Here is a 12,987-nt window from a genome sequence, read left to right on the forward strand (position 1 = left end):
AGTCCTTGCCAAGATGCCGACTACAGAGGACTCGTCGCCTCGTCCACTACCCGATAGTCGCCTCGTCCACTACCCGATAATTGAGCTGCGGTAGACTACTAGTGCGAGTGATCGAAGGCGGGCTCTTTGCCTTCGTACGCGCGGTACAGATCGAAGATCGCTTTTTCGAGCACCTTGGCGGTTTCCGGATCCGCCGACTGCTTGCACTTCATCGCAGCGATGATAACAGCGTGGGCGGCGGTCAGTTTCTTGGTGTAACCTTCGCTGTCCGGTTTGATCCGTTGGGCCAAGAAGTACGCCGAGATCGTGTCTTGAATCTTCGTCGCATGCTCTTCTTTGGTCGTGACCCAGCGTCCGGCTTGGTTGATCGATTGGGCCGACATCTCGCCATCGGCGATCTCGTTGATCTGCAGCTGAGCCTTCGAAATCGTGTGCTCATCTTCGAGCATTTGTTCAAATCGCAATTGGTCTCCGTAAATGCCGCAGGGAACCTGGCAGTGGGCCATGGCGATCGACGCGGTGATCATCAGTGCAAATGCAGCGGTCAAAATTCGGGTCATGTCGTTCTCTCTCATCAAGTCGTTTATTCAAACAGGTAGACACAGATCGTTCGCTGCGTCGCCGGTCCGCGTTCAGAGCGCCGGCGTCGAAGCGAAGCGGGTTCAGATTATAGGGCGCAAGCCGGCAGAGGTGGCGGGGGGACTGTCCAGAGACCGCGAATAATCCGCTCCAGCAGATCGGGGGTTTCGCCGGGAGTGCGGTCGGACCGGTGCAGGTTACAATGGGCCGAGCGGTCAAAACGTTGCGTGAAATTCTCGTTTTGATCCTGTGATTTCCGCGACACTCCCCCTTACCCCCAGAACGACCGCATTGTTTCAGCACGGAATTTTTCGCATCCACGCGGTTGCCCCGCAGACCGTCATCGCTGATCCGGCGGCCAACGCCGAAGCGATTTTGAATTCGATCGGAAACGTCGAGGCCGACTTGACCGTGCTGCCCGAACTGGCACTGACGGGCTATACATGCGGTGACCTGTTCGGCAGCGATGCACTGCTGGTCGGCGCGGCGGAGGGGGTGATGCGGATCGCCGAGTCGACTCGGAGCCGACGCGGCGCGGTGATCGTCGGATTGCCGCTGGTGGTCGGGGATTCACTGATGAACGTTGCCGCAGTCGTCTGCGGCGGGACGGTCGCCGGCGTCGTGCCGAAATCGTTTTTGCCGACCTACCGCGAATTCTACGAGGGGCGGCATTTCCGACCCTCCGGACCGGCCGACCCCGCAGCGGTCGCCATCGCGGGGAATGAAATTCCGTTCGGAACGGACCTGTTGTTCCGCCAGGGCGAAGCCGTCATTGCGATCGAGATTTGCGAAGACCTTTGGACGCCGATTCCCCCGAGCAGCCATGCGTCGGTCGCCGGAGCCAACGTGTTGGTCAATCTTTCGGCCAGCAACGAAACGATCGGCAAGGCCGCGTGGCGTCGCGACTTGGTCAAGTCGCAATCGGGTCGTTGTATCGCCGCTTATGCGTATGTTTCCTCCGGACCGGGCGAGTCGACGTCCGACCTGGTCTTCGGCGGGCACTGTCTGGTCGCCGAAAACGGTTCGCTGATCGGCCAGTCGCGGCGGATCGGAGACGGCCGGTCGCCCGAATGGGTCGCTGAGATGTCCGTCACCTGTGACATCGATCTACAGCGACTGGCCCATGACCGACGCGTGGTCGGATCGTTTGATGATGTCGCGGATCAAATGAAACAGGAGTATCGAACGATCGAGCTGGTCATGGACCCTGCAAAGCAAAAGGACGCTGCAAAGCAAGCGGCACCAGAGAAACTGCTTCGCTATGTCGATGCCCATCCCTTTGTGCCGTCCGAAGAAGGTGAATTGGCCGAACGCTGCGGCGAAATCTTTGCGATCCAATCGGCCGGTCTGATCAAGCGACTGTCGTGTCTGCCAAAGTCGACGCCGTTGGCGATCGGCATTTCCGGCGGATTGGATAGCACCTTGGCACTGTTGGTTGCACTCAAGGCGGTCGATGCCGCCGGTTGGCCACGGAAATCGATTCATGCGATCACGATGCCGGGTTTCGGCACCACCGATCACACCCGAACCAGTGCCGATCGGCTGATCGAATCGACCGGGGTGACCGGCGATTGCATCGACATTCGGCAACTCTGTTTGGACACCTTTCACTCGCTCGGCCACCGACCGCTGGGGCTGGAGATCGACGCGAACACGACCGTTGCATCACTACAACGTCAGCTGAATCAGTTGCCCGACGACGCTGCCGATTTGACCTTCGAAAATGTGCAGGCGCGGCTCCGCACGATGTTGTTGATGAACCGCGGGTTTGTGCTCGGCACCGGTGACATGAGCGAACAGGCGCTCGGATGGGCGACCTACAATGCCGATCACATGTCGATGTACAACGTCAACACTTCGATCCCCAAAACGCTGGTCCGATTCTTGGTCCGCTACGCCGCGGATCACTACTTCGAGGGTCAACTCAGTGCCTTGCTGCACCGGATCGCCGAGACGCCGATCTCGCCGGAATTGTTGCCGCCGGCCAGTGACGGCACCATTCGGCAGAACACCGAAAGCTCCATCGGCGCTTACGAGCTGCATGATTTTTTCCTGTACCACTTCGTCCGCAACGGTTTCACACGCGACAAAATCCTCTATCTCGCCTCCCAGGCGACGTTCGATCAGCCCTATGATTCGGTGACCATCGCAGCAACGCTCGACCAGTTCATCACGCGATTCTTTCGCAATCAATTCAAACGCAATTGTGTGCCCGATGGTCCCAAAGTCGGTTCGGTCAGTCTTTCGCCCCGCGGTGACTGGCGGATGCCCAGCGATGCCGAGGGTGGGGCGTTTTGAACGGCAAAGGCGAATGTTGAGCATGGGGGTGAATTGTTCGCACTCCGGTCGTGACGGATATTCCGGAACGTCGTATTGGTCCGAATCGAGTGTTCGTCCGTGTCTAACCGGTTGACGGTGTTGGACGGCGGTGGGGTTTCCATTTTGCCGGGCATGCGCCGGTTCGATTCTTGCTCGTGGTGGTGACTCGTCGAAGCCAATGGAGCAGCAATGGGCGATCCAAGGATGGTTCGCTCGTCGGCAGACAAGCAAGGAAGCGTGAGATGTCAATCAGCAATCGTCGCGGCAAATCGGTCGCAAAACTTGCCGCGGCTCTGTGTGTGCTTTCCACCGGTGTGGTGCCGGCAGACGGGAGCGAGCTACCGAAGTTGATCCGAACGACGTCTCCGATTCGTGTCGCCCCCGTGCCCGTTGAGGATGGCGAGGACACGTCTCGTTTTGCCGAACTGGGCGAGACCGGGACGACCGGTATAACCGACAAACTTCCCGTTGCCCGATCGGCTGCGATTGTGCAGCGAACCCGCAATCCGCAAACTCATCCTCTGCGACTGGACGCCGGCCGTGGCGAGCGTTTGACCAATCCGTTGGTCGTCGACGCGCCACCCAAACTTCGCCGCTTCCGAGTCGAAGATTATCCGTTGGTGATGCCGACGACCGATTCGCAGTCCCCGGCCGACGAAGCGGTTGTCGATAGCCAGAACGCCTTGCCAGCGCAGCCGGTCGCCGAGTTGGATGCCGCAGTGGATGTACTGTCGGTCCAGGCCAATCCAGAACCGGCGCTGCTGGGAACCGCGATCAATAGCGGATTCGGCAGCTTGGCGATCGATCAAATCGGCTCGCATCTGGATCCGCCTTCGACGTCGGGACACGCGATGGACTATCCGCCGCTGGGCCGTTTTTCAACCGACCTGGTGCTTCCGCAGGGACAACCCCTCGGACTCCACACGCCGGGCATGACCAGTTCGTTCCGCGAACAATTCGGGGCGATCGACAGCGGTCACTTGATCGAAGACACGTCCAACCCGGTGGGCGACGCCGTGCCGGCCTTGCCGTCGCCGACGAGCTCGGCCGAGGCCGATGCGATCGCAAGGTCATTGGAAGTGCTCGGTCAAGGCGTCACGCCACGGGCAGGTGCGGCCGCAATGGAGGTCGCGATGAAGGACCGCGTGAACAGCGACGGCCGAGTGGCGTTGGAGGTGGAGGAACTGATGGCGGCCAGTTCACCACAACCAGAACCGTCAGAACCGGAACTGGACGCCAGCAGTCCCAAGCCCTCGTTGGCCGAAAAATTCGTCGGCTGGTCCAGAAGGTTGACGTCCGGTCGCACGTCGTCACAGAACAAATCCGTTTCGACCCGGCTGCCCAGCGAGCGTGCGGCCAGTGAACCGTCGGCCGGTAAACCGTTGGCCGGTGATCTTTCCGTCGGTGAACCTTCCGCCGGCGTCACTTCGCCCCGTCAAGCCGCCCCGCCGTCGCGAAAACGATCCGGCGGCATTCTGACCCAGTGGCTCAACCGGTCTCGCTAGACGTCACAGACGGCGTAAGCTTCTTCGAGCGAGCGGATCGGATCCTCGCTGGTGGGAATGAATTCCTGGGCGACGTAGCCGCGGTATCCGGTGGCCTTGATCGCGCGCATGACGGCCGGGTAATTGATTTCGTTGCGGCCGTCCAATTCGCGGCGTCCCGGATTGCCGGCGGTGTGGTAGTGGCCGATGATCGACTGGTATTTTTCCAGGTTCGCGATCAGATCACCGTTCATGATTTGAACGTGGTAGATGTCGTAGAGCAGTTTAAATTTTTCGCTGCCGACTTCATTGACCAGTTCGGCGCACAAGTGGATGTCGTCGCCCCAGTATCCCGGGTGTCCCTTCATCGGATGGACGCTGCCGTCGGGGTTGAGGTGCGCCTTGCTGTTTAAATGCTCTAGGACCAAACCGATCCCTTTTTCTTCGGCATAGGGGATGACGCGTTTCCAGCAATCCAAACAGTTCTTGCGGGCGGCTGCGTCGCTGATGCCTTGCTTTTGCATCCCGGTGAAGGTGATGACGTTGGGGGCGCCGTATTTGACCGCCAGATCGATTCCGTCACGCAGCTTCTGTTCGACTTCGGCGTGATTGTCTCGGTCCAGCGGCCCGGTGGCAAACCCGTGGCTGCCGACCAAAGAGATCTTCAGTCCCATCGCGGTGACTTGGTCGTAGAGCTTTGAATTGATACCCTCCATGGCTTCCAAGCCGATGCGTTTGCACTCGACGGCCAGTTTCAGCATGTCCATCGGGTTGAAGCACCAGCCCATGATGGATTGTCGAATGCGGCCGCCACTTGCCGTGTCATCGTCGCTCATCAGGAGTCGGGGGGCGAATGCCGCGCCGGCGGCGGCGAGCAGATTGGCGGCGACAAAGTCACGACGTTTCACGGTGGGGCCTACCAGGTATTGGGACGTTTCAAGGGTTGGGAACCGAACCTCCTATGCTAACTGAATTTCAGCAGCAGATGGCCAACGCGGTCACGAATTTGCGTCCCGGCGAGGTCGTCAGTTTCGCAGACATCGCTGCCGCGGCCGGCCGTCCGCGGGCGTCACGCGCCGCCGGACGAATGCTTTCCCAATCGATGGACACCCTGCCCTGGTGGCGCGTCGTCTACAGCGACGGCCACCTGCCGCCCTGCAACCCCAGCGTCCAAGCCGAACGCCTGGCCGACGAAGGCGTCCAGTTGAACGCCTTTCGTGTCGTCGAGTCCCCGTTGGGACGCTTCAAGAAAACGAAGGAAAGCTGACGCACGCGGTCAGCCGACATTTGGCCGAGATGGCAGAAAGATCAGGGGCAAAAAAATGGACGACGGATCGATCGAATTGATAGACAGGAAAATGAGTGACAAGAAAATGTGTTGCTGAAGCGAAACGATCGATGGCGGACTGCTTGAGCAGACTGCTTGAGCAGACTGCCTGAGCGGACCGGCGCATGGAACTCGATCGAGAGCTGATACACAGCGTTTTTCCGTCATCGATTCTCTTGTCTTTCTGCTCACGGGGCATCCTTGATCACCGGCGCCAGGTAGATGTCTCGATAAGACACGTTGGTGTGGTCGCCCTGTAAGTAGATCGGGCCCGGTTCGGCGGGGTGGGTGTGGACGGCGCCCGCGGTCGGCCCGGTGACCGGTTGGTTGTCGATCACTTTTTCGCCGTTCAAGACCACGGTGACGTGACGGTCGACCAGCGTGATGTCATAGCTCTGCCACTGGCCGCCCGGTTTGCCCGCATTGAACGCGGGTTCGATCATGCCAAAGATCGCGCCCACGCCCTGCAAGCCTTGCATCCGAGAGTCTCGATCGACCACTTGCGCCTCGTACATCCCGCGCAGGTAGATGCCGCTGTTGCGTTGCGTTTCGACAAGGAACTCGATGTGCAACCAAAAGTCTTCGAACACCGCTTCGGTTTTCAGGTTCGCATAGTCACCGGTGGCACTGAAGTCGGTTTTGGGTGTCGTGTTCTTGAGCACGCCCGCTTCGACACTCCAGCCATTCTTCTTTTCGGGTTCATGGACCGTCCATCCGGTCAGATCCTTGCCGTTGAACAACGCGATCGGATGACCGAACCGGACCTTGGACAAATCGGGTGCGACGGTGGGCATCGGCGGAATCTTCTTTCCGGTAAACCGCTCACGCTGGATCGAGCCATCGGGAGACTGTCGCAGGATCAGGCCGTCGAGTTTTCCGTCGACCATGCCGACGTCCACGGTGGTCGTTGATTTTGTGTTCTTGTTCTTCCTGATCGCGAACTTCAACCGTCCGTCAGATTGTTCGACGTTCTGATAGGGACCGGCCGAGCCGACGTACAACCGCAAGTAGACCAGCGGTCGGCCGTCACGTTCTTGGACACTCATCCAGGCCGGCAGACCGGAATCAAGCTGCAGCGACCAATCACCAGCCAATTCCGCCGCCAATGGCTCCGCACGCAGCGACGCGATGAACGGTGAAAAGAGCAGCAGACACAGGCTAAGACTGCGGGCAACGAGTCGTGGTTGGTGTCGATTCATGGGGGCGATTGGAGGAGGGTTTTCGGGTTGTTTGAGCAGCATGCTGGAGGGCTTATCGTATCCTAACGTTCTCCCGCCCGCTGGTGAGCCGTGATTGCACCACCCGCGATCTTGCCTGGACAGCGGTTTCCGACTCGATCACAATGGTGGTGGCCGCAGAGCGGTCCCCCGCCACGGTGAATTCTTCGCCATTCCAACCGCTGCCCCGTCGATGCAAGCTTGTTTCCATCGCCACGCCCTCTTGCGCTTGACCGTTCTCGCCGGACTGGTTGCGGGCGCTCTGATGCCCTGCGGCACGGGATCGTTGATCGCCGAAGAGCGTCGGACGAATGGTTCGGCCGACGAACTAAGATTCTTTGAGCAAAAGATCCGCCCGTTGTTGGTCCAGCACTGCTACGAGTGCCACAGTGAAGAGGCCGGTGAGCAGCAGGGCGGTTTGCTGCTGGATCGGCGATCGGGGTGGATCGAAGGTGGTGACACGAGCAAGGCCGTGGTTCCCGGCGAACCCGATGCGTCCTTGCTGATCACCGCGATTCGCTATGACAACGATGATCTGCAGATGCCGCCGGAGCAGCGACTCGATGACGAAGCGATTGCGTTGCTCGAACAGTGGGTCCGACGTGGTGCGCATGGGCCGGCCGATGACATGGGCGAGACCGAGTTCTCGCGTTTGGGCGACCAGGACTACTTGTTTGATCAAGCGGAAAACCATTGGGCCTTTCAGCCGGTTCGCCCGGTCGAGATCCCGTCACCGGGGGCGATCGATACCGAGCACGAACGCTGGGGTGAAAACGCGATTGATTGTTTCGTGCTCGATGCGTTGTCCAGCGCCCAGCTGACGCCTTCTCCTCCCGCCGACGCCACGACCTTGGCTCGTCGCTTGCACTATGATCTGACGGGGTTGCCGCCGACGTTTGAGCAAGTCACCGCGTTTCAGGAAGCGACGGAAGTGGATCCCGACGGCGCGACGCCGCGGTTGATCGACCAACTGATCGAATCACCTGAGTTCGGACACCATCTCGGGCGTTTGTGGTTGGACATCGTTCGCTATGCCGACACCGACAATAACTATCGTCCCGACACACGCACGCCGCACTACCACCCGTTCGCGTTTTCCTATCGCGACTACGTCGTGCGTTCGCTCAATGACGACAAGCCTTATGATCAATTTCTGAAAGAGCAGATTGCGGCGGACCTGATGGGTTTCGCGGGGGATGCACCGGAAATGGCGGCACTCGGCTTTTATGCGTCGGGCCCGTATTCCAGCCGGGCGCAAAACGAAGCGTTGGATGATTGGATCGATGTGACCACGCGTGGTCTGATGGGCATCACGGTGGCCTGTGCGCGTTGTCACGATCATAAGTTCGAACCCGTGCCGACGGCGGACTACTATTCGTTGCGAGGCGTGTTTGCCGCAGTCGCGCGGGTCAATCCGTTGGACGAAACGAAGCAACCGGTGTTGACATCGTACCAGCCGACACCATCCCAATCCGCCGACTTTGCCAAGAAGCGATCGGCCATCGAAGCCAAGATCAACGGGGCTGCGGGCAAGAAGGCGAAAAACAACAATCGGCCCATCGCGCAGAAGATTCGTGAGACGGAATTGGCCGAGTTGCTCACGTTTCACCCCGGTGCCCCGGCGCGGGCGATGGTGGTTGCCGAGCGGAAGCAGCCACCGGAATCGTTTGTCTTCGTCCGGGGCGATGCTGCCGCACGCGGCGAGGCGGTCCCCCGTCGATTTCTGAAGATCTTGGATCCGCAGCAGCACGCGTTTCCCGAGACCAACAGTGGCCGATTGCAATTGGCCGACAAGATCGCTTCACCGGACAATCCGCTCACCGCCCGTGTGTTCGTCAACCGCGTTTGGGGATACCTGATCGGTTCGCATCTGGTGGACACGCCATCGGATTTCGGATTGCAGGGGGCTCCGCCGACGCACCCCCAATTGTTGGACTGGTTGGCCGATGACTTCATTCGCCACGACTGGTCAGTCAAACATCTGGTGCGACGGATCGTGATGTCACAGACCTACCAGCAATCCAGTCGAACGCGCGAGACTGCGGCCGTGGTGGATCCCGAGAACCGATGGCTGTGGAGGGCCAATCGAAAACACCTGACCATCGAAGCGATTCGAGACAGCATGTTGTTGGTCGCCGGCCGATTGGACCGTCGGATTGGCGGTCACCCCGAGCGACTCTGGGGCGACGACTACACCCGTCGTCGCGCGATCTACGGATTCATCAATCGCTTCAATTTGGATCCCACGCTCAGGGCCTTTGACTTCCCGGCTCCCGTGCAAACGCAACCGGCGCGGGGTGAAAGCATCGTCGCCCAACAAGCATTGTTCCTCATGAACTCGCCGCTGGTGATCGACCAGGCCGCCGCGATCGCATCGGCTGACGCGTTGACGCGGATCGAGGGTGACGAGGCCAAGGTGCAGTTTCTGTTTCGGACGATCTTGGGACGCGAACCGGTCGCCGCGGAAGTTTCCAGAACATTGAAATTGGTCGAATTTCAACAGCGATTTCAAAAACCGGACCGGCCACAAACACGCTTCATCGTTTCGCCGTGGCCGCTCGTCGCCCAGGCGTTGTTGATGAGCAACGAATTTCAGTATGTGGACTAGCAACATGAACCCTTTCGTTTCACGTCGTCAGTTGTTGCAGTCGACCAGTCTCGGGTCGATCGCACTGGCCAGCCTGTTGCACGAACCGGCCGAAGCCGGCAGGACGCCCGAAGAGTCGCCGTTGAGCCAGCAATCGCCGCACTTTCCGGCTCGGGTCAAACGCGTGATCCACTTGTTCATGAACGGCGGTCCGTCCCAGATGGACACGTTTGACCGCAAACCCGAACTCAACCGGCTCGACGGCAAGCCGCTTCCTGATTCAGTCAAGAAACAGTTGCAACCGACCCAACGCAACCGCGCGGGCAACCTGTTCGGTTCACCGTTCCAATTCAAACGCTACGGCGAGTGCGGATTGGAGGTCAGCGAGCTGTTTCCCAATGTCGCTCGGCACGCCGATGATCTGTGTGTCATTCGCAGCATGCAAGGCGAAATCGCCAATCACACGCCCGGGTTGCTGTTGACCAATTGCGGACACTCCACCCTGCCGCGGCCCAGTCTCGGTTCGTGGTTGTTGTACGGTTTGGGCAACGAAAGCGATGAATTGCCAGGATTCGTCGTTTTGTGTCCCCGCGGGTTGCCGACCGCACAGTCGCGCAACTGGACCAGTGCGTTCATGCCGGGCGTTTATCAGGGAACGCACATCGACACGGAAAATACCGGCAAACAGATCGTCGCCAACCTGACGCGTGATGATGTTCGCCCCGGGTCGCAGCGGGCCCAGTTGGCGCTGACCCAATTCTTGAACCAGCGACACGCGGCACAGCGACCGGGAGACGAGCGATTGGAGAGTCGCATTCACACGATGGAGTTGGCGTTTCGGATGCAAAGTGCCGGAACGGATGCCTTTGACTTGTCGCAAGAACCGGCGCACATTCGCGAGCTGTACGGCGAGACGACTCAGGGCCGCAACATGCTGTACGCGAGACGCCTGGCCGAACGCGGTGTACGCTACATCCAGTGCTACCATGGCGGCGGCCAGCCGTGGGACAACCACGGTTCGATCGTGCGAAACATCACGCGTTTGGCAAAGGAATCGGATCAGCCGATCGCCGCGTTGTTGACGGATCTAAAGCAGCGTGGAATGCTGGACGAAACGCTGGTCATCTGGGGTGGCGAAATGGGCCGCACGCCGACGGTCCAGCAGGTCAAGGATCCGACCAAAGTCGGCCGCGATCACCACATCGATGGTTACACCGTGTGGATGGCCGGTGGTGGCGTGCGTGGGGGAATGACCTACGGAGCGACCGACGAACTGGCGATGGCGGTGACGGAAAACAAAGTCACGATGCCTGATTTTCACGCCACCGTCTTGCATCAACTAGGTTTCGATCACAAACGTTTGACCTACCGTTATTCGGGACGTGATTTCCGTTTGACCGACGTGCACGGACGCGTCATCGACACGATTTTGAACAGCTGAGTCATGCCCTTGTCCCTTTCACACCCTCCGGCGATTCGCGTGTTCCAAGCTGCTAGCGTTCTACGTCGCATGCAGGTGCCCGGACGTGCATCGGCGATGTTCAGTTCGACCTCCCCCCGCTTCGCTCGACCTTCGTGCCACGCACGGGTGTTTACGCAAGTTGCCTTTTGCCCAAGGGGCATGCATATCCGTAGCCTGGGGCAAGCCAACCGAGCACTTGCGAGGTGGCGCCGCCCCAGGGAAAAGATCCAAACAGAGTCGGATTTGGCCAACGGCCATGCACAACATTCGCCGTTGACGAGCCAATTATTTATGGCCGTTGGCCAACTCCTCTCGTTTGCGCTTGCGTACCTTGGGCGATGCCCAAGGCTATGGATGTCAACGGCCCTTGGCCGAAGGCGTCCGCTCAGGCCAAATCTGACACGCAATCGTTTTGCAGGCACCATTGCCCGCCGGGAGGGTGGCTTACTAGGCGGGATGCGCCCAGTCGCAAAGTCACTGCTGTCGGACCGGATCGCGAATCCCCATCGGAAAGATGACCGGATCCACTGGCTGATTGGAATTCTTCTGCTCGTCGGCTTCAGTTGCGGCAGCGACGTGGCCCAGGCCGAGCGTCCGATCGATTTCAACAAACAGATCCGTCCGATTCTGACGCAGCACTGCACGTCTTGTCACGGCGGGGTGAAACAAGCCGGTGACCTGTCGTTCGTGTACGCCGACAAAGTGTTGCCGCCGGACGGATGGGTGATCGAGCCCGGTGATCCCGACGCGTCGATCTTGATCGAGCGGGTCAAGTCTGACGACCCCGATGAGCGGATGCCGCCGCCCCATGAGCATCCCGATCCCTTGTCGGCGGACGAGATCGAGTTGCTCGAGCGATGGATTCGCGAAGGTGCGAAGTGGGGCGGACTGTGGTCGTTGGAACCGCTTCAGCCGGCCACGATCGCGGCCGGAAGCGACGGGTCGAATTGGCCCCGACAACCGCTGGATGGACGGGTGCTCGAGCGACTGAAAAGCCAAGGGCTTTCTCCATCACCCGAAGCCGATCCGGAGGAATGGCTGCGACGTGTGTCGTTTGACCTGATCGGTTTGCCGCCGTCGATGGAACGTATCGCATCGTTCAGGACCGAACTGAATCGAGCCGTTGACGCTTCGTCACGCGAGCAGGTTTATGTGCGCGAAGTCGACCGGTTGCTCGGCAGCGAGCGATTCGGAGAACGATGGGCATCGGTCTGGATGGACTTGGCACGCTATGCCGATTCGAAAGGGTTTGAGAAAGACCCGCATCGAGACATGTGGCCGTATCGCGATTGGTTGATTCGGGCGTTCAACGACGACATGCCGTATGACGAATTCACCATCCGTCAGCTGGCCGGTGACCTGCTGGAGCAGCCCACGCCGGACGACCTGATTGCGACCGCGTTTCACCGCAACACGCAGACCAACACCGAAGGCGGGACCGACGACGAGGAGTTTCGCGTCGCGGCATTGATCGACCGGATCAACACCACTTGGACCGTGTGGCAGGCGACAACGTTTGGGTGTGTGCAGTGCCATTCTCACCCCTACGACGCGTTCAAACACGAAGAATATTACGCCTGCATGGCGATCATGAACGACACGTTGGATGCCGATTTGCCTTCGGACTATCCGACGCTGAAAATCCCCGACGATCCGGCACGTCTTGCGGCGGCGGTCGAAGTCCAACGGACCTACCAGCGGCAACGTGACGAACGCAATCAATTGGGCAGCCAGCTAGCCGGGAAGGTTGCTTGGAGTCCGCTGGTCCCGTCGAACGCCTCGAGTACCGAAGGCGAATTGCGGATCGAGGACGATCACGTCCACACCGCCGGTGGCACGTTCCCGCCGGGGGTTCGTTACACGGTCCAGGCCGACGCGCTGCCGATGACGGCACTGCGAATTGAAATCCTGCCCGCCTCGGACAACCCCGCCAACTGGCCCGAACAAGGCTCGGTCTTGAGTCAGTTGAAACTGTCCGTGGAGAAGGCGGACGGGACCGTGGTTCCGGTGCC

At 59.8% G+C, this 12,987-nt stretch carries 9 protein-coding genes; 6 read left to right on the top strand and 3 right to left on the bottom strand.

Translation table 11 applies throughout. The features are described from left to right. Positions 1-98: 98 nt before the first annotated feature. Complete coding sequence (locus tag ABX749_RS06300; RefSeq protein ID WP_145214267.1) at positions 99-560, bottom strand: superoxide dismutase [Ni]; 462 nt, start codon at positions 558-560, stop codon at positions 99-101. 310 nt (positions 561-870) lie between these two features. Here ABX749_RS06300 and ABX749_RS06305 point away from each other — a divergent pair, with 310 nt between their 5' ends. Beyond that, on the top strand, positions 871-2,877 hold the full coding sequence (locus ABX749_RS06305; RefSeq protein WP_372895225.1) for an NAD(+) synthase: 2,007 nt from the start codon (positions 871-873) through the stop codon (positions 2,875-2,877). Positions 2,878-3,140: 263 nt separating this feature from the next. Then, a complete protein-coding gene (locus tag ABX749_RS06310; RefSeq protein WP_372895226.1) occupies positions 3,141-4,403 on the top strand; it encodes a hypothetical protein in 1,263 nt (420 codons plus the stop codon). Here ABX749_RS06310 and ABX749_RS06315 read toward each other — a convergent pair. After that, positions 4,400-5,290 (bottom strand): TIM barrel protein, encoded by an 891-nt coding sequence (locus ABX749_RS06315; protein WP_372895227.1) that lies wholly within the window; start codon positions 5,288-5,290, stop codon positions 4,400-4,402. The genes ABX749_RS06310 and ABX749_RS06315 overlap by 4 nt on opposite strands. A gap of 53 nt (positions 5,291-5,343) precedes the next feature. Between ABX749_RS06315 and ABX749_RS06320 the strand changes: the two genes are divergently transcribed. Continuing rightward, entirely contained in the window at positions 5,344-5,649 is a 306-nt protein-coding gene (locus ABX749_RS06320) for an MGMT family protein (RefSeq protein WP_372895228.1), read from the top strand. Positions 5,650-5,897: 248 nt separating this feature from the next. On the opposite strand, the gene ABX749_RS06325 is transcribed toward ABX749_RS06320, so the two are convergent. After that, positions 5,898-6,908 (bottom strand): DUF1080 domain-containing protein, encoded by a 1,011-nt coding sequence (locus ABX749_RS06325; protein ID WP_372895229.1) that lies wholly within the window; start codon positions 6,906-6,908, stop codon positions 5,898-5,900. A gap of 283 nt (positions 6,909-7,191) precedes the next feature. Here ABX749_RS06325 and ABX749_RS06330 point away from each other — a divergent pair, with 283 nt between their 5' ends. The 3 genes from ABX749_RS06330 to ABX749_RS06340 all read left to right on the top strand — a co-directional run. Continuing rightward, a complete protein-coding gene (locus ABX749_RS06330) occupies positions 7,192-9,534 on the top strand; it encodes a PSD1 and planctomycete cytochrome C domain-containing protein (protein ID WP_372895230.1) in 2,343 nt (780 codons plus the stop codon). Positions 9,535-9,538: 4 nt separating this feature from the next. Beyond that, positions 9,539-10,954 carry a DUF1501 domain-containing protein gene (locus ABX749_RS06335; protein ID WP_372895231.1) on the top strand — a complete coding sequence of 472 codons (1,416 nt, stop codon included), beginning with the start codon at positions 9,539-9,541 and terminating at the stop codon, positions 10,952-10,954. 477 nt (positions 10,955-11,431) lie between these two features. Further along, on the top strand, positions 11,432-12,987 hold a 1,556-nt coding region (locus ABX749_RS06340; RefSeq protein ID WP_372895232.1), incomplete at its 3' end, for a DUF1549 domain-containing protein.

The organism is Stieleria sp. (assembly GCF_041595215.1).
GTDB classification, from domain to species: domain Bacteria; phylum Planctomycetota; class Planctomycetia; order Pirellulales; family Pirellulaceae; genus Stieleria; species Stieleria magnilauensis.